15 protein-coding genes and 2 pseudogenes are annotated in these 19,143 nt (G+C 71.1%); 8 read left to right on the forward strand and 9 right to left on the reverse strand.

Annotated features, from left to right (window positions below):
• Window positions 1–372: pseudogene (locus tag AB0I22_RS38305) on the reverse strand (hypothetical protein); the annotation flags it as partial.
• A gap of 223 nt (window positions 373–595) precedes the next feature.
• Window positions 596–1,573: a helix-turn-helix domain-containing protein gene (locus AB0I22_RS38310; protein ID WP_363135659.1), complete on the reverse strand. Its 978-nt coding sequence runs from the start codon at window positions 1,571–1,573 to the stop codon at window positions 596–598.
• A 70-nt stretch (window positions 1,574–1,643) separates the two neighbouring features.
• On the opposite strand from AB0I22_RS38310, the gene AB0I22_RS38315 reads away from it, so the two are divergent.
• On the forward strand, window positions 1,644–2,321 hold the full coding sequence (locus AB0I22_RS38315; RefSeq protein WP_363135660.1) for an HD domain-containing protein: 678 nt from the start codon (window positions 1,644–1,646) through the stop codon (window positions 2,319–2,321).
• An 88-nt stretch (window positions 2,322–2,409) separates the two neighbouring features.
• Complete coding sequence (locus AB0I22_RS38320; RefSeq protein WP_363135661.1) at window positions 2,410–2,832, forward strand: Rid family hydrolase; 423 nt, start codon at window positions 2,410–2,412, stop codon at window positions 2,830–2,832.
• A 273-nt stretch (window positions 2,833–3,105) separates the two neighbouring features.
• Here AB0I22_RS38320 and AB0I22_RS38325 read toward each other — a convergent pair whose 3' ends face one another.
• The 3 genes and pseudogenes from AB0I22_RS38325 to AB0I22_RS38335 all read right to left on the reverse strand — a co-directional run.
• Window positions 3,106–5,193 carry an iron ABC transporter permease gene (locus AB0I22_RS38325; RefSeq protein WP_363135662.1) on the reverse strand — a complete coding sequence of 696 codons (2,088 nt, stop codon included), beginning with the start codon at window positions 5,191–5,193 and terminating at the stop codon, window positions 3,106–3,108.
• A 22-nt stretch (window positions 5,194–5,215) separates the two neighbouring features.
• Entirely contained in the window at window positions 5,216–6,199 is a 984-nt protein-coding gene (locus tag AB0I22_RS38330; RefSeq protein WP_363135663.1) for an iron-siderophore ABC transporter substrate-binding protein, read from the reverse strand.
• Between the two features lie 251 nt (window positions 6,200–6,450).
• A pseudogene (locus AB0I22_RS38335) lies at window positions 6,451–7,284 on the reverse strand (ABC transporter ATP-binding protein); the annotation flags it as partial.
• Between the two features lie 265 nt (window positions 7,285–7,549).
• Between AB0I22_RS38335 and AB0I22_RS38340 the strand changes: the two are divergent.
• Entirely contained in the window at window positions 7,550–8,728 is a 1,179-nt protein-coding gene (locus AB0I22_RS38340) for an aromatic acid exporter family protein (protein ID WP_363135664.1), read from the forward strand.
• 215 nt (window positions 8,729–8,943) lie between these two features.
• On the opposite strand, the gene AB0I22_RS38345 is transcribed toward AB0I22_RS38340, so the two are convergent.
• The gene (locus AB0I22_RS38345; protein WP_363135665.1) at window positions 8,944–9,699 is read right to left on the reverse strand and encodes an alpha/beta hydrolase; all 756 of its coding nucleotides are present in this window, start codon (window positions 9,697–9,699) and stop codon (window positions 8,944–8,946) included.
• Window positions 9,700–10,287: 588 nt separating this feature from the next.
• On the opposite strand from AB0I22_RS38345, the gene acnA reads away from it, so the two are divergent.
• From acnA to AB0I22_RS38365, 4 genes are all read left to right on the forward strand, one after another.
• Window positions 10,288–13,014: an aconitate hydratase AcnA gene (acnA, locus tag AB0I22_RS38350; protein ID WP_363135666.1), complete on the forward strand. Its 2,727-nt coding sequence runs from the start codon at window positions 10,288–10,290 to the stop codon at window positions 13,012–13,014.
• 267 nt (window positions 13,015–13,281) lie between these two features.
• Window positions 13,282–14,853 (forward strand): trypsin-like serine protease, encoded by a 1,572-nt coding sequence (locus AB0I22_RS38355; RefSeq protein ID WP_363135667.1) that lies wholly within the window; start codon window positions 13,282–13,284, stop codon window positions 14,851–14,853.
• A gap of 122 nt (window positions 14,854–14,975) precedes the next feature.
• Window positions 14,976–15,776, forward strand: coding sequence for a response regulator transcription factor (locus AB0I22_RS38360; RefSeq protein WP_363135668.1), 801 nt, complete (start codon window positions 14,976–14,978; stop codon window positions 15,774–15,776).
• Between the two features lie 3 nt (window positions 15,777–15,779).
• On the forward strand, window positions 15,780–17,006 hold the full coding sequence (locus AB0I22_RS38365) for a HAMP domain-containing sensor histidine kinase (protein ID WP_363135670.1): 1,227 nt from the start codon (window positions 15,780–15,782) through the stop codon (window positions 17,004–17,006).
• A gap of 88 nt (window positions 17,007–17,094) precedes the next feature.
• Here the strand turns inward: AB0I22_RS38365 and AB0I22_RS38370 are convergent, their stop codons facing one another.
• The 3 genes from AB0I22_RS38370 to AB0I22_RS38380 are packed head-to-tail and all read right to left on the reverse strand — an operon-like array spanning window position 17,095 to window position 18,497.
• A complete protein-coding gene (locus AB0I22_RS38370) occupies window positions 17,095–17,355 on the reverse strand; it encodes a DUF397 domain-containing protein (RefSeq protein ID WP_363135671.1) in 261 nt (86 codons plus the stop codon).
• Between the two features lie 17 nt (window positions 17,356–17,372).
• Window positions 17,373–17,630, reverse strand: coding sequence for a DUF397 domain-containing protein (locus tag AB0I22_RS38375; RefSeq protein ID WP_363135672.1), 258 nt, complete (start codon window positions 17,628–17,630; stop codon window positions 17,373–17,375).
• Window positions 17,631–17,642: 12 nt separating this feature from the next.
• Window positions 17,643–18,497 carry a helix-turn-helix transcriptional regulator gene (locus AB0I22_RS38380; protein ID WP_363135673.1) on the reverse strand — a complete coding sequence of 285 codons (855 nt, stop codon included), beginning with the start codon at window positions 18,495–18,497 and terminating at the stop codon, window positions 17,643–17,645.
• Between the two features lie 223 nt (window positions 18,498–18,720).
• Here AB0I22_RS38380 and AB0I22_RS38385 point away from each other — a divergent pair, with 223 nt between their 5' ends.
• Window positions 18,721–19,029 (forward strand): hypothetical protein, encoded by a 309-nt coding sequence (locus tag AB0I22_RS38385; RefSeq protein ID WP_363135674.1) that lies wholly within the window; start codon window positions 18,721–18,723, stop codon window positions 19,027–19,029.
• The last annotated feature ends 114 nt before the right edge of the window (window positions 19,030–19,143 follow it).

The raw sequence follows: 19,143 nt of genomic DNA on the forward strand, positions 1-19,143 counted from the left end.
CGCGGTGACGAGCAGGTGGTCGCCCTGCTGTCCGGCGAACCGGTGCACCGCGCTGACCAGCATCTCGTCGCCCCGGCACTGCCCGCCGCCCGCCGCCGAGCTCTTGCTCGCCGTCGAGCCCTTGCTCGCGGCCGCGTCCGTACCGCCGGAGGCGCTCTGCGGGCGCAGACCTTCCTTGCTGCCGCTGCCGCTGCCGCTGTCGCTGTCGTGTCCGGTGGATGCGAGGCGGCTCTGCGCGGTAGCGGCGTCGTGGCTGCCGCTCGCCGCCTTCGAACCGTTGTCGCCGCCGCCGCTGCCGCAGGCGGTCAGGCCCAGTGCCAGTGCGGCGGTGACGGTGGCCAGAGCGGTGGTGCGGATCCGGGAAGTACGCATGATCGGGTTCTCCCTGTGTCTCGTGCGGGACTCTTCTTCGGCCGTTCCCGCCCTCTGGACACCACTGTTCCCGGGGCCGCTGACGTTCCGGAAACGTCTCGCTCACGTCCCGCTGAGTGCCTGCTCACCGCCTGGGAACTGGGCCTTGGGGCCTCTGCGGACGGCCGGTGCGTGGGGAGGGGAGGAGTCGTCAGCCCGCGTCGTCAAGGAGGCGGACGCGGGGTTACCGGCCGGGGCTCGGGTCGCCGACGCGACCGCCGTGCGGCGTCGAGCGCGCGAAGGTGCGGCGGTAGGCGGTGGGGGTGGTGTCGAGCGCGCGTCGGAAGTGCAGGCGCAGATTGGCCGCCGTGCCCAGCCCGCAGTCGCGCGCCACCCGGTCGACCGGGTGGTCCGTGGTCTCCAGCAGTTCGCGAGCCTTGCCGAGGCGGGCGTTGAGCAGCCACTGCAACGGGGTGGTGCCGGTCTCCTCGGTGAACCGGCGCATGAAGGTGCGCTGCGAGAGGCCGGCGTGCCGGGCGAGCACGCGCAGCGAGAGCGGCTCGTCGAGCCGGTGCAGGGCCCATCCCCGGGTATCGGAGAGCGATGCCCGGCCGGCCACCGCGATCGGCGCCGGTACGTACTGGGCCTGCCCGCCGTCGCGGTGCGGTGCGGCCACCAGGCCGCGGGCGATCTGGTTGGCCGCCATGGCGCCCAGGTCGCGGCGGACGATGTGCAGGCACAGGTCGATGCCGCAGCACACTCCGGCCGAGGTCAGCACGTTCCCCTCGTCGACGTAGAGCACATCGCGGTCGATCGAGACGGCCGGGAAGTCCCGTTCGAGGTCGTCGATGTGTTTCCAGTGGGTCGTGGCGTGCAGGCCGTCCAGCACGCCCGCCGCGGCCAGTACGAACGCCCCCGTGCAGATCGACACCACGCGCCGGCCCCGGTCACGGGCCTCGGCCAGGACGTCGAGCACGGCATCCGGCGGCCGAAGGAGCGGCTCGTATCCCGGCACGATCACGGTGTCGGCGGCGCGCACCCGCTCCAGGTCCCCGTCGGCGACCAGCGTGAACCCCGCGGTGGTGGTCACCTTCGCGTCGAGCGCGCACAGGGTCATCTCGTAGGGCGTCTCCGGCCGGGCGTTGAAGATCTGCGTCGGGATCGCCAGGTCGAGCGGGGTGACCCCGTCCAGCGCCAGGACCGCGACTCGGTGCACTGTCATGGCAATATCCTAACGAAGTCGGGGAATTTTGCCTCTCGCCAGGTCGGAGGGGTGCGGTCAGGCTGGAGACATGACCGGAACCACTACTCCCGAGGCGAGCGCCGAACTGATCGCGCTGCCCGGCTCACCGCTTGCCGACGCCGTCGTGAACCTGATTCAGCCGGTGGAATCGCCCTCCGTGTTCAACCACAGCATCCGCACCTACCTGTTCGCCCGGCTGGTGGCCGCCCGCCTCGATCTGGCCGCCGGCGACGACTACGACGACGACCTGCTGTTCGCCGCGTGTGCGATGCACGACCTCGGCGTGGCCTCGGACAGCCCTCACCAGCAGCGGTTCGAGGTCGAAGGCGCCGACCGGGCCGCCGCGTTCCTCATCGACCACGGATCGTCCGCGGCGGACGCCGACCAGGTCTGGCAGGCCATCGCCCTGCACACCTCCACTGGCATCGCCGAACGCCGCGGCACGCTGTGCGTCCTCGTCCGCGAAGGCGTCGCCCTCGACTTCGGCGGCCCGATGGGCTCCGACCACGTCGCCGCCGTCACCGACGGGCAGGCCGACGCCGTGCACACCGCCTACCCGCGGCTGGACATGATCGGCTCACTCACCGACGCGATCGTCGCGCAGGCCGCGAAGAACCCGAAGAACGCACCCCGGTACTCGATCCCCGGCGAATTCCTCCGCGAACGCGAGACCTTCGGCCGGACCCGGATGGAACACGCCTTCGGTTCGTCCCGCTGGGGCAACTGACCGCGCGCCGCGCCGACGCGAATACCCGGCCGAGAAGAAACCTCTGTCGAGAAGAAACCCCTCGCAGCAAGGAAAAGGAAGCACCGCAATGACCATCCACACCGTCGAAGTTCCCGAGGACAACGCGGTCTTCGGGCAGACCACCAGCGCCTTCGCCGGCTTCGGCTATTCCGCCGCGGTCCGCGCGCACGGTCTCCTCTTCATCGCGGGAACGATCGGCCGCCGCGCTGACGGAAGCATCCCGGACACCATTGAAGAGCAGAGCGAGATCGCCATCCGGAAGATCGAGGAGATCCTCCGGCTGGAAAATCTCGACCTGTCCGCCCTCGTCGACGTCACCAGCTACCACGTCGACATCCGCCGGCACCTGACCGGCTTCATCGAGGCCAAGCAGCGCCTCGTCGAAGCGCCTTATCCGACCTGGACGATCATCGGGGTCGACGGCCTCGCCAGCCCGGGACTCCTCGTCGAGATCCGCGCGACCGCCGCGTACCCCGACGCGTCCCGGTAGACCCGCCGCTCCTGGGCCTGCTCTCGGGCCCAGGAGTCCGGCCCGGCCTCCGGGTACGGGGAAGGGGGGCCGAGGCCGGTTGATGAAGGGGCACGCGGCGTTCGTCGGGCTGTCGTTCGTCGGGCTGTCCGCGAACGCGAGTGATCCCCTGGACCACCGTACGGATCAGTTCGCTCGGCAGACCCGCGCCGTACGGGCGCTGGATGGAACCGGCGCAGTCGGCGTCCCCGGGCCCGTACCGGCGGTGTTGGACCCGTCCCCGACCCCGTCCCCCTACCGCCCCGCCGTCCGCGTCCGTACCAGCAGCCAGAGGAAGTACGGCGTGCCGATGACCGATGTGAGCAGGCCCGCGCCGAGCTGGGCCGGCGCGATCACCGTGCGTCCCACCATGTCCGCCGTACCCACCAGCACCGCGCCGAGCAGCGCCGCCACCGGTACCACCCGTACGTGCCGGCGGCCCACCAGGGCGCGCGCGGCGTGCGGGGCGACGAGGCCGACGAAGGCGATGGTGCCGGCGCAGGCGACGGCCGTCGCGCTCAGCAGCACGGCCAGCACCAGGAAGCCGAGGCGCGACCGGGACAGCCCCAGGCCCAGCAGCCGCGGGGTGTCCTCGTCGAGCGATACGAGGTCGAGTTCGGTGCGCCGTACGACCGCCACGGCGACGGCCGCCACCAGGACGATCGCGAGCGGCACCAGGTCGGGCATCGTGCGCCCGTACGTCGAACCGGACAGCCAGGTCAGCGCCTTGGTGGCGTTGAACGGGTCGGTGAGGACGATGAACAGGCTGATCAGGGCGGCGCTGGCGGTGGAGACGCCCATGCCGACCAGGACCAGGCGGTTCTGCCGGAAGCCGCCGCGCGCGGACAGCCCGAAGACGATCGCGGAGGCGAGGGCGGCGCCCGCGAAGGCCGCGCCGGCGAGCCCCGCCGGCCCGGCCTGCGGCACGGTCGTCACCAGGATCACCGCGCCCAGCGCCGCGCCGCCGGAGACGCCCATGACGCCCGGTTCCGCGAGCGGGTTGCGGGTCACGGCCTGGACGAGGGTGCCCGCCAGGGCGAGGGCCGCGCCCGCGAGGACGGCGGCGAGCACCCGCGGCACCCGCGTGTCGAGGACGAAGGCGACGGCCCGGCCGGCCCTGCCCTGCGTCCAGTTCACGACGTCGCCGAGCAGCAGCTTGGAGTCGCCGAGCAGTACGGACCCGATGGCCAGCGCGATGAGCGCGGCCACCAGCACGGCGGTCACGGTCAGGAAGACGGTCCGGCTGCGGATGCGCAGCCGGTCGGGCGGTGCGGCCGCGCCGGTGTCCCGGCCCTTGGTCGCCAGTACCACCAGGAAGGCGGCGCCGACGAGGCTCGTGACCACGCCGGTCGGCACGGCCACCGACGTGTCCGCCGACACCATGGCCCGCAGCGCCACGTCCGAGCCGAGTACGAGGGCCGCGCCGGCCAGGGCGGACAGCGTCACGCTCGTACGAACTCGGGCGAATCCGCGGTAGCGGCGCGCCAGCAGGCGTACGACGGCCGGGGCGCACAGGCCGACGAAGCCGATCGGCCCGGCGAGGGTGACGGCGGCGGCGGAGAGCAGCGCGGACAGTACGACGGTGGTCACGCGGGTGGCCCGTACGGGCACGCCGAGGCCCCGCGCGGCGTCGTCGCCGAGCGCGAGGGCGTCGACCCGGCGGGCGATCAGCAGCAGCCCGGCCAGGGCGGCGACGGCGAGCGGCACCATCCACAGCACGCTGCCGAAGCCGTTCTGCGCGATGCTGCCCTGGTTCCACGCGTACAGCCCCTCCGTCTGCACGGGGAAGAGCAGCAGCAGCCCTCCCGTGACGGAGGCGAGGCCGAGGGTGAGAGCGCTGCCCGCCAGTACCAGCCGTACGGTCCCGGTGCCCAGGCCGGACAGCCCGAGGACGACGGCGGCTGCCGCCAGACCGCCGACGAAGGCGACGCCGGAGGACGCGAACACCGGCAGCGAGACGCCGGTCGCGGCGACCAGCCCGAGCGAGAAGTAGGAACCCGCGTTGACCGCGAGGGTGTCGGGCGAGGCGAGGACGTTGCGGCTGACGGCCTGGAGAGCGGCGCCCGACATGCCGAGCGCCGCGCCGACGAAGAGTCCGGCGGCCATACGCGGCAGCCGGGAGGCGACGACGACGGACGCGTCCGCCGGGTCGGCCTGCCCGGTGAACGCCTTCCAGACCTCGGCCGCGCCGACGGCGGAGGTGCCCTGGGCGATGTCGACGACCGCGAGGACGGCGACCAGCAGGACGAGCGCGGCCGTCACCCCGACCGCGCCGCCCGTCCGGGAGGCCGCGGCCGCGGTGGGGGCGGGAGGAGCGGGGGGAGCGGTGGTGGTGACGGCCATGATGTCTACGCGCGCTCCGTCATCACTTCTTCAGCGCGGCGACGACGGAGTCGATGTACGACTCCATCGACCCGGTGCCGCCGAACATCCACACGCCGTCGGGCAGCCGGTGCGTCTTGCCCGCCTTCACGAACGGCAGCGACTTCCACACCGCGTTGTCGGCGAGGGCGCCGGAGAACGGCGAGCTGGTCTTGTCGTCGTCGTTGCCGATGTACCCGAACTCCGTGTCCTTGTCGAGCTTGGTGAGCCCCTCGACGTCGGTGGAGCCGAGCCCGTAGGCCGGGTCGCCCTTGACCTTCCAGGGGTTCTTCAGCCCGAGCTTGTCGTTCACCGCGCCGATCAGCGAACCGCTGAGGTACGGGCGGATGCTGACCTGACTGCCATTCACATACCCGTCCGCGAAGGCGAACTTCGTGCCCTTGTGCCCGGACTTCTCCAGCGCCTGCCGGCCCTCCTCAAGCTTCGCCTCGAAACCCTTCTTGAGCTTGCCGGCCTGCTCCGTGGTGCCCGTGGCCTTGGCGATCAGGTCCAGGTTCCTGGTCATCTGCCCGATCGGGTCGGACCCGTCGGCGGACTTCACGTCCAGCACGGGGGCGATCTTCCGCAGCTGCGCGAGGGCGGCCTTGGGCAGGCCGTCGGTGGCGACGATGAGATCGGGCGCGAGGGCCGCGACGGTGTCCATGCTCGGCTCGCCGCGCGTGCCGATGTCCTTCGGCTCGTTCTTCAGCGGCGCGGCCTTGTCCCAGGTCTTGTACCCCTTGACGTCGGCGACGCCGACCGGCTGGACGCCCAGCGAGGCCATGTGCTCGACGACGTTCCACTCGGTCCCGACGACCTTCTTGGCGGGCCCGTCCAGCTCCACCTTCGTGCCGGACGCGCCGGTGAGGGTGATGTGCCCGTCGTCGGACTTCTTGGACTGGTCCGCGGCGGGTTCGGTCGTACCGCACGCGCTGAGGGTGAGCGCGGCGGCGGCCGCCGCGGCCGCGGTGAGGAGGAGTCGTCTCATGAGGTGGCACTGAGCCTTTCACTGTGCGCGTCGCGCGCGTTCTGCTTGCTGTCTTGCGTGGTGGTGTCGTCGGCCGGGACCGGGGCGCCGTCCGGGGCGGTGCCGCCGTCTTGCGACGCGGTGCCGTTGTCCTGTGCCACGCCGTTGTCCTGCGCCGCGCCGTCGGCCGGGGCGGCGCCGTCGGTTCGTGTGGCCGGTTGTGCGGTCGGCGTCCGGTCGCTGCCCCGCGCCGCGTCCTCGTCCGCCGCCCGGCGCGTGTGGTACCGGCCGATCGCGCGGGTGCGCAGCCGCCCCGTCAGCGGGTCGGTCGAGACCTCGATGCGGATGCCGTACGTGTCCGTCAGCCGCTCCGGGGTGAGTACGTCCTCGGGCTCGCCGTCCGCGATCACGCGGCCCTCCCCGAGCAGCACGATCCGGTCGGCGACGGCCGCCGCCTGGTCCAGGTCGTGCAGGACCACGCCGACGGCGATCCCGTGCTCGTCCGCCAGATCCCGTATCAGGTCCAGCAGTTCCACCTGGTACCGCAGGTCGAGGTAGGTCGTCGGCTCGTCCAGGAGCAGCACGCCGGTCTCCTGCGCGAGGCAGCCCGCGAGCCATACCCGCTGCAACTGGCCGCCGGAGAGGTGCTCGGCGCCCCGCTCGGCCAGGTCGGCGACGCCGGTCATGCCGAGCGCCCGGTCCACTGCCGCGCGCCCGCCGGGGTCGGACCGGCCCCAGCGGCCCCGGTGCGGATACCGCCCGAACTCCACGACGTCCCGCACGGTCAGCCCGCTGGGCGTGGGCCGCCCTTGGGGCAGCAGCGCCACGCGCCGCGAGAACTCGCGGGGCGTCAGCGCGAAGCAGTCCGTTCCCTCGTCGAGCGTCAGCGCCGCGCTCCGCGCCCGCTGCAACCGGGCCGCGGTCCGCAGCAGCGTCGACTTCCCGCTGCCGTTCGGGCCGACCAGTACGGTCACCTGCCCGGGCGACAGTTCGAGGGACGCCTCGTGCACGACGTCGACACCGTCGTACGCCACGGTGACACCCGTGGCGGAGAGGGTGTGGCCGCGGGTATGCGCGGCCTGGGGGAGTTCTTCACCGACCTTCACGGGGCAAAGGTTAGCCTAACCTAATCTTGGCTGAAAATAGCCCCATGGAAGGGCTCTTGCGAGGTACCGCAACGCCGCTGCGACGGTGGCGCCGAGGGCTCTCATGAAACGGCACAAATAGCCCAAGTGGTGTGTATGGTCACCGCAGGCGACCGCCCGGGCGGACACGGCGCGGAGCCGGCCAGGGAACCCCCGGCGGGCATGGCGCGCAGCCGGCCGGGCACCCGCCTCGACCTGACCCCGCACCGACCCGGGAGGCCGGCACATGTCACGCAGGCTGGGGAGCGCGCTCGCGGTCGAGGTCCGCGGCGTGGCCCGTGCCATCCGCAGGGCCGCGACGTCCGCGGGCCCGGAACGCGATACGGCCGTCCAGGCGCTCAAGGCCGCGGCCGCCGCGCTGGCGGCGTGGGCGCTCGCGGGCTGGTGGTGGAACGCCCCGATGGCGCTGCTCGCCCCGTGGACCGCCGTGGTCCTCGTACAGAGCACCGTCTACCGCTCGCTCCGGTCCGCCGCGCAGCAGTTCGTGGTCGTCGCGACGGGCACCCTGATCGCCGCCGTGGCGGCGACGCTCACCCATGACGTGATGGCCGCGATGGCGATCGCGATGCCGATCACGGTGCTCATCGGCACGTACTCCCGGTTCGGAGGACAGGGGTGGTATGCGCCGACCGCCGCGCTGTTCGTCCTCACCTACGGCTCGTACGGGCCCGTCGAGATCCTGCACCGGCTCCTGGAGACGCTGCTCGGGGCGGTCGTCGGCGTCCTGGTCAACGCGCTCGTGCTGCCGCCCGTGCACACGGGCGGCGTGCGCCAACTGCGCACCCGGGTGCCGAGGGACTGCGCGGAACTGCTGCGCGACGCGGCGGACGGGATCGAGGGCGGGTACGACTCGGCGGCCGCCGAGGACTGGTACGCGCGGGCGCTGCGCCTCGGTACGACCGTGGCCGAACTCGAATCCGCCCGCCGCCACTCCGAGGAGAGCCGCCGCCTCAACCCCGGCCGCCGACTGCGCCGTTCGGCGCCTCATCCTCCGGCGGGCGGCGGCGATTTCCGGTGGGAGCGGGTGGCCGGCCACCTCTCGGCGGTGATGCGCTCACTGGCCGAAACCGTTCGGGAACGCCCCCGGTTCGCCGCCCCTCCCGAGACGGCGCTGGGCGCGCTGGCTGCGCTGCTGCGAGCGGCGGGGGAGGTGTGCGCGGTGGACGCGGACCGGTTCGGTACGACGGACGCGGACGCGGACGCGGAGGCGAACGCGGACGAGGAACGGGCGGTACGCGCGTGGGAAGAGGCCCGCGAGGCGGGCAGCCGCCTCGCGTCCCACCACACCGATCCGCGCGGCGGCCCGGTCACCGCGTCGCTCGGCGAACTGACGGCGGCGGCGACGCGGCTCCTCGACGACTTGGAGGCGGTGGCCGCGCCGCCTGAGACGACCGGTCGGTCTTGAGCCTTCGACGACCCGGACTCTCGGTTCGACAGCTCGACAGCTCGACAGGTAGGCAGGTAGGCAGGTCGACGGAAAGTGCGGTACGAGCGGTTCGCACCGTACTTTCGAGACTTTCGAGAAGGCCGCTCACACCCGAGCCCGCGACGGAACGTGGCCCACGGCGCCGCCCCCGCCGACCGCCTACGGTCTGCTGCCCCCGGCCCCGCGCCCCGGTCTCACTTCAGGTGCCTGGTGAAGAACTGGGCCGCGGCGTCCCCCGCATGCTGAGGGACGCCGGTGTGACCGCCCATGTTGGCGTTCAGGGTCTTCTCCTTGGAGCCGAAGGCGTCGAACAGGTCCAGGGCCGCCCGCCGGTCGTTGCCTTCGTCGTCCCACTGGAGCAGGACGTGCAGCGGGATGGTGACCCGGCGGGCCTCCTCGAAGATGGAGCGAGGCACGAAACTCCCGGCGAACAGGACGGCGGCCGAGACGCGCGGCTCGACCGCCGCCAGCCGGACCCCGATGGAGATCACGCCTCCCGAGTAGCCGACCGGGCCGCCGATCCCGGGCAGTGACTGGAGTGCGTCCAGGGCGGCCTGCCATTCCGGGACCGCCTCGTCGACCAGGGGCAGGATGAGGGCGTCGATGATCTCGTCGCTGACCGGCCCATCGGCCTCCAGCGCCCGGCGCAGGTCGGCGAGGGCCTGCTCGGCGGCGGGTCGGCGGGGCCGGTCGCCGCATCCGGGGAGCTCGATGGCGGCCGTGGCGAAGCCGCCCGCAGCGGAGTGCCGGGCTCGGGCCGCCAGCCGGGGGTACGTCTTGCGAAGCCCGAGGGGAGGGGGGCTGAGCAGGATCAGCGGCGTCGGTGCGAATGCGGCGGATGCGGACGCGGACGCGGATTCGGGAGTCCACAGGGTGCCGGGGATCTCGCCGAGGGTGAAGTCGCGTTCGAGGACGCCGTCGGCGAGGCGTCGTTCGGAAGTGAAGTGCATGGTCGTGCCTTTCGGGAGTGCGCTCGAACGGCGCTCCCGGACGGCCTATCGCCCGACCGTGACCCCGGAGGGGAGCACCCATGTCGATACTGCGGTCACGGGTACCACCTCCTCGTTCTCTCGCACGGCCGCCGGAAAGCTAGCAGCGGTCGCCGCGCCCCGCCAACAGGTTTTCGCGGAGGCGCCCCGCGCCACCACCGAGCCGCGATGGCAGCGGCCGGTACAGCCGCCCGGCCCCCAGCTTCCCCGGCCCCCATCATCCCTGCCCCCACCCTCCCCGCCCCCGCCAGTGCGATCACTCGCGCGGCGAGGTTCACTGGGAAAGAAGAAATGGGAACGAAGGCGGAACGACCGGGCTCGGTGAGCGGGCGCCTCGGCGGGAGAGCGGGAGAGCCGTCGCAGGGCGGCGCATGACCGGGCGGGAGCGATGTACTAGAGTTATCTCGACATCGAGATATCTGCCGAGAGGCGTACCGCTGCCGCGCCAGTAAGGCGTACCTAACTTAGGTTGACCTTAGCGGATCGGCAAGGTCCTGTGACGGCAGGATCGCGGTAGTACGCGCGAATTCATGCATGAAGGAGACTGTCGTGTCGGCGAACAGCTTCGACGCCCGCAGCACGCTGCGCGTGGGCGACGAGTCGTACGAGATCTTCAAGCTGGACAAGGTCGAGGGCGCCGCGCGCCTTCCCTACAGCCTGAAGGTGCTGCTGGAGAACCTGCTCCGCACCGAGGACGGCGCGAACATCACCGCCGACCACATCCGGGCGCTGGGCAGCTGGGACCCGAACGCCCAGCCCAGCCAGGAGATCCAGTTCACGCCGGCCCGTGTGATCATGCAGGACTTCACGGGCGTGCCCTGCGTCGTCGACCTCGCCACCATGCGCGAGGCCGTCAAGGAGCTGGGCGGCGACCCGGCGCGCATCAACCCGCTCGCCCCGGCCGAGCTGGTCATCGACCACTCCGTGATCGCCGACCGCTTCGGCACCCCCGAGGCGTTCACGCAGAACGTGGAGCTGGAGTACGGCCGTAACAAGGAGCGCTACCAGTTCCTGCGCTGGGGCCAGACCGCCTTCGACGAGTTCAAGGTCGTCCCGCCCGGCACCGGCATCGTCCACCAGGTCAACATCGAGCACCTGGCCCGTACGGTCATGGTCCGCGGCGGCCAGGCGTACCCCGACACCCTCGTCGGCACCGACTCGCACACCACCATGGTCAACGGCCTCGGCGTGCTCGGCTGGGGCGTCGGCGGCATCGAGGCCGAGGCCGCGATGCTCGGCCAGCCCGTCTCCATGCTCATCCCGCGCGTCGTCGGCTTCAAGCTGACCGGTGAGCTGCCCACCGGCACCACCGCCACCGACCTCGTTCTCACGATCACCGAGATGCTGCGCAAGCACGGCGTCGTCGGCAAGTTCGTCGAGTTCTACGGCGAGGGCGTCGGCGCCGTGCCGCTGGCCAACCGCGCCACCATCGGCAACATGTCGCCGGAGTTCGGCTCCACCGCCGCGATGTTCCCGATCGACGGCGAGACCATCAAGTACCTGAAGCTCACCGGCCGCGACGAGCAGCAGCTCGCGTTGGTCGAGGCGTACGCCAAGGAGCAGGGCCTCTGGCACGACCCCAGCCGCGAGCTGGAGTTCTCCGAGTACCTGGAGCTCGACCTGGCCACCGTCGTGCCGTCCATCGCCGGTCCCAAGCGCCCGCAGGACCGCATCGTCCTGGCCAACGCCAAGGAGCAGTTCGCCACCGACGTCCGCAACTACGTCGCGGACGACGAGGAGGCGGGCAAGGAGTCCTTCCCGGCCTCCGACGCCCCCGCCGTCCAGAACGGTGTGCCGACGAAGCCGACCACGGTGACCGGCCCCGACGGCCAGACGTACGAGATCGACCACGGCGCCGTCGCCGTCGCCGCGATCACCTCCTGCACCAACACCTCCAACCCGTACGTCATGGTCGGCGCCGCGCTGCTGGCCAAGAAGGCGGTGGAGAAGGGCCTCACCCGCAAGCCGTGGGTCAAGACCACCCTGGCCCCCGGGTCCAAGGTCGTCATGGACTACTACGACCGCGCCGGCCTCACCCCGTACCTCGACAAGTTGGGCTTCAACCTCGTCGGCTACGGCTGCACCACCTGCATCGGCAACTCGGGCCCGCTGCCCGACGAGGTCTCCAAGGCCGTCAACGACAACGACCTCGCCGTCGTCTCGGTGCTCTCCGGCAACCGCAACTTCGAGGGCCGGATCAACCCCGACGTCAAGATGAACTACCTGGCGTCCCCGCCGCTGGTCGTCGCGTACGCCATCGCCGGCTCCATGAAGGTGGACATCACCACCGAGGCGCTGGGCACCGACACCGAGGGCAACCCGGTCTACCTCAAGGACATCTGGCCCTCCGAGTCCGAGGTCGAGACGGTCGTCGCCTCCGCCATCGGCCAGGAGATGTTCACCAAGGACTACGCCGACGTCTTCGCGGGCGACGCGCAGTGGCAGGCGCTGCCGATCCCGACCGGCAACACCTTCGAGTGGGACAGCGAGTCCACGTACGTCCGTAAGCCCCCGTACTTCGAGGGCATGACGATGGAGACCTCCCCGGTCTCCGACGTCTCGGGCGCCCGCGTCCTCGCCAAGCTGGGCGACTCGGTCACCACCGACCACATCTCCCCGGCCGGTGCGATCAAGGCCGACACCCCGGCCGGCAAGTACCTCACCGAGCACGGCGTCGAGCGTCGCGACTTCAACAGCTACGGCTCGCGCCGCGGCAACCACGAGGTCATGATCCGCGGCACCTTCGCCAACATCCGGCTGCGCAACCAGATCGCGCCCGGCACGGAGGGCGGCTTCACCCGCGACTTCACCCAGGCCGCCGACGCCGCCGACGCCCCCGTCTCGTTCATCTACGACGCCTCGCAGAACTACCAGGCGCAGGGCACCCCGCTGGTCATCCTGGCCGGCAAGGAGTACGGCTCGGGCTCGTCCCGCGACTGGGCCGCCAAGGGCACCGCGCTGCTCGGCGTGAAGGCCGTCATCGCCGAGTCGTACGAGCGCATCCACCGCTCGAACCTCATCGGCATGGGCGTCCTCCCGCTCCAGTACCCGGAGGGCGCCTCGGCGCTGTCCCTGGGGCTGACGGGCGAGGAGACGTTCGACATCGCGGGCGTCGTCGCCCTCAACGACGGCGGCATTCCGGAGACGGTCAAGGTCACCACGGACAGCGGCGTCGAGTTCGACGCCAAGGTCCGTATCGACACCCCCGGTGAGGCGGACTACTACCGCAACGGCGGCATCCTGCAGTACGTGCTGCGGTCGCTCATCAGCGAGTAGGTCTCCCCAGTACGTTCGTACGCACGCAGGGCCGCACTCCCCGGGAGGGGGGTGCGGCCCTGCCGCGTTCTCGACGCGCACACGTCGGTACACAGCTGGGTGATACACAGCTGAGCGGTCGCCGCGCGGCGTCTGATACGCGGGTGAGCCCTGGCGGCGGTCCGCCCGGCCCAGCATCAGTGGCCGGACGGGACGGCCGGGCGCCGTTCCTCCTCCGTACGAGCCCGCCGCGGGAGTGGCCCGCGGCGGACGAAAGGGGAGACGCTGATGCGTAATCGGATAAGTCGGAGGGCGGCCGCCGTCCTGACGACCGGGGTCGCCATGACCGCGTCCATGATGGCCGCGCCGCCGGCGCAGGCCATCGTGGGCGGCACCGAGTCGACCCACGCCTACTCGTTCATGGGATCGTTCCAGCCCGCCTTCCCCGCGTCGCCGCGCCCGGACGGACACGGCTGCGGGGTCGAGGTTCTCGCACCGCAGTGGGTGCTGACCGCGAGCCACTGCGCCGGCAAGAACCCGACCGGGGCGAGAGTGGGGGTCCCGAAGGGCTGGAAGGTCCGGGTCGGGTCGCTGGACCCCGCGTCCGGGGGCGAGGTCGCGGAGGTCGATCACTACTACCGGCTGGCGACCGTCAATGACGAGGGCGGGTTCTGGGGCAAGGACATGGCGCTGATGCACCTGCGCACCCCGGTGCGGGCCAAGCCCGTGCGGATCGCCTCGGCCACGCCGAAGGACAACTCCCCCGTCCGGATCATGGGCTGGGGCATGACCTGCGACGACACCACCGACTCGGCGTGCTTCCCGAAGCGGCTGCGGGAGGCCGACACCGTGGTCCAGCCGAACGCGACGTGCCCGGATCACGCCGACCGCGGAGATCTGTGCATCGGCAGCGCCGACGGCAGCGTCGCCGCGTCGAACATGGACTCCGGCGGGCCCGCGCTGGTCCGTGAGGGCCACCAGTGGGCGCTGGCCGGTGTGGTCAGCGGCCCCGACAGGAGCGGCAAGACGCTGTACACGGATGTCACCCGGCACGCCGACTGGATCAAGGGCATCATCAGCGGCGCCCACGTCCCGCCCGACGACAAGATCCCGAACGTGGAAGGCGCGGTGGACCTGGGCATGTGCGCGGGTTCGGTGGTGAGCACCCCGGCTTCCCGGCCGCAGGACCCGGCGCTGCTGATGACCAACGGCCACTGCGTGGAGGGGAAGCGGCCCGCGCCCGGAGCCGCGCTGACGGACCAGCCGGCCGACCGCGACGTGCCGATCGCCGACCGCCAGGGCTACCCGAAGACCACCGCCCATGCGAATCGGCTGGTGTACGCGACGATGACGGGCACCGATGTCGCGCTCTACCGTCTGGACCAGACCTACGCGCAGTTGAAGGCCGAGGGCGCGAAGGTCTTCCGGCTCGCGTCCTCCCCGGCGCGCGCGGGCGACTCGCTGACCATGGCCTACCCCAGCCGCCGCTTCCACTGCACCGCCGAGACCGTGGTCCCGCACCTGCGCGAGGGCGGCTACCAGCAGGACCACTCGATCCGCTACGCCACCGGCGAGGACTGCGCCCCCTGGTTCGGCACCTCCGGTTCGGCGCTGCTGGCCCCCGACGGCACCACGGTGGTGGGGATACACAACACCCACAACGACGCGGGCGAGAAGTGCACGGACAACAACCCCTGCGAGGTGGGCTCGGACGGAACGGTGACCTCCGTAAAGGGGCGCGGCTACGGCCAGCAGGTCGACGGGGTCGCGTCCTGCATGACGGCGGGGTCGAAGCTGGACTTGTCGCGCCAGGGCTGCACGCTCACTGGTGCCAAGCCGCGCGCGAGCCACGGTCGCTGACCGGGCAAGGCGCGGCCACGGGTGCTGATGGGGCAACCCCCGGCCACGTGCGCTGATTGGGCAAGGCGGACCTCCTCATCGCATCATGGTCGCCCAGCACCCAGTACGTCCCATGGGGGAATATGTCGGCCCCACTGTCCGGGGAGAGCGCCCCGGCGCCCGTAGCGGTCCTGCTCGTCGAGGACGACGAGGTGATCCGCAGATCGGTGACGCTGGCGCTGGAGCGCTACGGCTACCGCGTCACCTCCGCCGGTGACGGACTGACCGGTCTCGAACTGTTCCGGCAAGGCGGACACGACCTGCTGTTGCTGGACATCATGCTGCCGGAACTCGACGGCATCGGACTGTGCCGCCGGATCAGGGAGACCAGCACGGCCCCGATCCTGATGATGTCGGCCCGCGGGGACATCCCGGACATCGTGGCCGGGCTGGAATCGGGCGCCGACGACTACGTCGTCAAGCCGGTCGACACCGCCGTGCTGGTGGCCCGGATACGGTCCCTGCTGCGCCGCGCCACGTTCGCGCCGGTCGCGGTGGCAGCGGAGCCCGGCACCGCGACGGCGGTGCCGGGCGGATCCACGGTCCCCCTGCCGGGTGGGCCGTTCCCTCCTGGCGGGAGCGATCCATCCGGCGGGCGCCCCCGGCTCGTCTTCGGGGACCTGGCCGTCGATACAGCCGGCCTGGAGGTGTTCCTGGCCGGTGAGCCGGTCGCCCTGGCCCCCACCGAACTCCGGCTGCTGCTGGAATTCGTCGCCCACCCGGGCATCGTCCTGGACCGGCAGGCCCTGCTGCGCAACGTGTGGGACTACGGCTGGGACGGCGACAGCCGAGTGGTCGACCTGTGCGTGCAGCGGCTGCGGAAGAAGATCGGAGCCGAGCGCATCGAGACGGTCCGAGGCTTCGGCTACAAGCTGAGGAGCTGACACATGGGAGCCCGGCGGTCCCTGCTCAACTGGCGCTCGCTGCGCTGGAGGATCGCCCTCCTGGTAGCCGTGGCGTGCTGCGGCATCGCGCTGACGGTCGGGCTGCTGGTGCACCGCAGTACGTACAAGTGGTCCATGAACGACGGCGAGGCCAAGGCGCGCAGCGCCCTGAACGCCGCCCTCGCGGGCAGAGGCGGGGCGCGCCTGGTGGCTCCCGAGGACATGCCGGCGGCTCTGGTGCGAACGGTCCGGGAGAACGGGCACGGCCACCTGTACGACGAGAGCAACGATTACGATCCGAAGATGTGGGCCGGCGAACGGCTGCCTGACGGGCGTCTGGCGGCAGTCACGATCAGCATGGTCCCCGACCAACTCAGCCGCCGCGCCCAGGACCGGCACATGTGGAAGTACTCACTGGTCGCGCTGGCTGTCATCGTCCCCCTGTCCGCCCTCGCCGCCGAACTCCCCAACCGGCGACTGCGGCGGGTGGCGCGTACGGCCCGGCGCATCTCCTCCGGCGACCTGGCCGCCAGAACCGGGACGGGCGGCCGGAAAGGCGACGAGATCACCGAGATCTCGGCCACCGTCGACTCGATGGCCGACAGCTTGCAGGACCGGCTCCGCAGTGAGCAGCGCTTCACCGCCGATGTCGCCCACGAACTGCGCACCCCGCTGATGGGCCTGGTCACCTCCGCCGAACTGCTCCCCGACAGCGAGGCCACCGACCTCGTCAGAGACCGGGTACGAGTGCTGCGCGCCCTCGTCGAAGACCTGCTGGAGATCTCCCGCCTCGACGCCGGCGCGGCCCACGCCGACCTGCGGCCCGTCGTCCTCCCCGATCTGGTCCGGGACTCGCTCGCCCGCACCGGCCTCGACGCGCGTCTCACGGCCGACGCCGCGCCGCCCGCCGTAGTGGAGACCGACCCCCGGCGGCTCGACCGCATCCTCGCCAACCTGATCGTCAACGCCCACCAGCACGGCGCCGCCCCGGTCGAGATCACCGTCGAGGACACGACCGTAGCCGTTCGCGACCACGGCCCCGGCTTCCCCGACAGCCTCCTCGCCGAAGGACCGCAACGCTTCCGCACCGGAGCAGCCGAACGCGGCCACGGCCACGGCCTCGGCCTCACCATCGCCTCCGGCCAGGCCAAGGTCATCGGCGCGACCTTGCTCTTCTCCAACGCCGCTGACGGCGGGGCCGTCGTCACCCTCCGACTGCCGGTCGGCTGACGCCGGTTGGCTGACGCCGGTCGGCTCGCGCCACCGGGCCGATACGTGACGGGCCGCGCCCCTGGTCGGGGCGCGGCCCTGCCGCGTGTTAGCGGGGGGTGTCGAACCGTCCCGCTTTGGCGGCTCGTATGAAGGTGTGCAGGCTGGCGGGGGTGGTGGTGAGGATGACGTCGGGGGTGTCGCTTTCGCGGAGTTTGATGACGTGGGGGGATTCGGCGGCGATGTAGAGGCAGTTGGCGCCTTGGGCGCTGTACGAGGACGTTTGCCAGTCGCCGGGGGCCTTGGCGACATAGAGGCAGTTGGAGCCCTCATGGCTGTAGGAGGATTTCTGCCAAGCGTGGGCGGCCATGCTCTGCGAGTTCCCGGTCAGCGGCCTTCGAACCGGCCTGTTTTGGCGGCTCGTATGAAGGCGTGGAGGCTGGCGGGGGTGGTGGTGAGGATGACGTCGGGGGTGTCGCTTTCGCGGAGTTTGATGACGTGGGGGGGTTCGGCGGCGACGTTCAGGCAGTTGGCTCCTTGTCCGCTGTACGAGGACGTTCGCCAGTCGCCAGGTGCCTTGGCGACGTAGAGGCAGTTGGCTCCTTCCTGGCTGTAGGAGGACTTCTGCCAGACATAGGCGGGCACTATTGCTTCCCTTCAGAGGCTCTGGGCGATGCTGTGGATCAGATCGCGGGACGCCGCTGGTTTGAGCGCGTAGCTTTCAAGGCGGTCCAGCACGCTCCGGTATTTCACGAGGTGGGCTTCCGCGTCGAGTAGTTCGTTGCCGTGATCTGTGTCGAGGTGGACCGTATCGAGCTGCGATACCGAGCCCCCGAAGTAGACAATGGGCTGGCCAGAACCGTGGAGCGCGCCGACGCCGAACGGGATCACTGCGACCGTAACGTTCTCGCGCTCGCCCATCTCGATGAGGTGCTGAAGCTGGCCCCGAGTAACATCTGGTCCACCGAACCCCATATGCAGAGCCGCCTCGTGGACGATTGCCGTCAATGGGGTCGGATTGTCCCCGTCGAGAATGCCCTGCCGCCTGATCCGGAACGAGAGCCGGTGTTCCACGACGTGGGGCGGAAGTTGCGGGACCGTCGAGTCGAAGAGCACACGCGCGTGGTCCCTGGTCTGGAGCAGTCCGGGCATGTGAACCATGGTCGCGATGCGCACATGCGTGGCGTGGTGTTCGAGTTCGGCCAGGTCGAGGAGCCTGGCGGGGAGGACTTCCCGTTCTTGCTCCCACCAGCCTCGGTACTGCCGTCCAGTCAACTCCGTCAATGCCGCGACGTATTCGTCGTCCGCGCAGTTGTACAGAGCGGCCAGCTCCCGGACCCGGTTCGCACTCACCGCATAGCGGCCCGATTCCATGGTGCTGATCCGCGACTGGTTGGCACCTGCGAGCGCGCCCGCCTGGGTGGCTGACAGATCGACTCGCTCGCGGAGTCTGCGCAACTCCGCGCCCAAGCGCCGCTGTCGCACAGTCGGTGGACGGTTGGTCGGGGCCATGGTGGTCCCTCTCTGCCTCGGGCGAGATGTGTTGGCGTCACCCTAATGGAGGGTGTTGAGACTCATCGCGGCAAATCTTGATATTCATCTCAAGGTTCACGCTACGGTGTGACCCGAGCCACTTCGGCTGGCGTGGCCGTGCCGTGCGTGCACAACTGCGCCCTGGTCCAAATCCCCCTCCTGACGGGAGACTTCCATGGCCAAAACACCCTCGCAGCGCCCAGTGCCCATCCCGCTGACGCTTGATCAGGAACTGTGCGAACTCGCACTAATCGATGCGCCACGCTTCTTCGCCGTCGTCCAGGAGTGGGATACGGACACGGAGGACCCGGACGGGGGAGTGGTCGGCTGGGGGCTGGCCCACGAGGACGGGAGCGTTCACGTGATCAGTGCCGAAGGCCGCAGGCAGTACAGGCTCAGCTCGACCGAGCGCGCGATCTGCTGGTTCGGCCGAGAACCCGGTGTCACGGCGCGCATCGTGTGGTTCGCGCCGCCGGCCGCCCCGGCGTTCGAGCGGGCTGAGGCGGCGTGAGAACGGGTGGGTCGCGGCACCCATGCTAACCCGCCAGGACCTGCTGCCGTCCTGGTGCGGCCACCCGATCCGGGCGGCGTTCATCTTCGTGGACGGGATCGTGGACGCGCTGCC

The sequence above is a fragment of the Streptomyces sp. NPDC050610 genome, assembly GCF_040654875.1.
Taxonomy (GTDB): domain Bacteria; phylum Actinomycetota; class Actinomycetes; order Streptomycetales; family Streptomycetaceae; genus Streptomyces.

Coding starts and splice junctions, on each gene's coding strand:
- AB0I22_RS38310 (WP_363135659.1), bottom strand. CDS start 1,573: ATGACAGTGCACCGAGTCGCGGTCCTGGCGCTGGACGGGGTCACCCCG.
- AB0I22_RS38315 (WP_363135660.1), top strand. CDS start 1,644: ATGACCGGAACCACTACTCCCGAGGCGAGCGCCGAACTGATCGCGCTG.
- AB0I22_RS38320 (WP_363135661.1), top strand. CDS start 2,410: ATGACCATCCACACCGTCGAAGTTCCCGAGGACAACGCGGTCTTCGGG.
- AB0I22_RS38325 (WP_363135662.1), bottom strand. CDS start 5,193: ATGGCCGTCACCACCACCGCTCCCCCCGCTCCTCCCGCCCCCACCGCG.
- AB0I22_RS38330 (WP_363135663.1), bottom strand. CDS start 6,199: ATGAGACGACTCCTCCTCACCGCGGCCGCGGCGGCCGCCGCCGCGCTC.
- AB0I22_RS38340 (WP_363135664.1), top strand. CDS start 7,550: ATGTCACGCAGGCTGGGGAGCGCGCTCGCGGTCGAGGTCCGCGGCGTG.
- AB0I22_RS38345 (WP_363135665.1), bottom strand. CDS start 9,699: ATGCACTTCACTTCCGAACGACGCCTCGCCGACGGCGTCCTCGAACGC.
- AB0I22_RS38355 (WP_363135667.1), top strand. CDS start 13,282: ATGCGTAATCGGATAAGTCGGAGGGCGGCCGCCGTCCTGACGACCGGG.
- AB0I22_RS38360 (WP_363135668.1), top strand. CDS start 14,976: ATGTCGGCCCCACTGTCCGGGGAGAGCGCCCCGGCGCCCGTAGCGGTC.
- AB0I22_RS38365 (WP_363135670.1), top strand. CDS start 15,780: ATGGGAGCCCGGCGGTCCCTGCTCAACTGGCGCTCGCTGCGCTGGAGG.
- AB0I22_RS38370 (WP_363135671.1), bottom strand. CDS start 17,355: ATGGCCGCCCACGCTTGGCAGAAATCCTCCTACAGCCATGAGGGCTCC.
- AB0I22_RS38380 (WP_363135673.1), bottom strand. CDS start 18,497: ATGGCCCCGACCAACCGTCCACCGACTGTGCGACAGCGGCGCTTGGGC.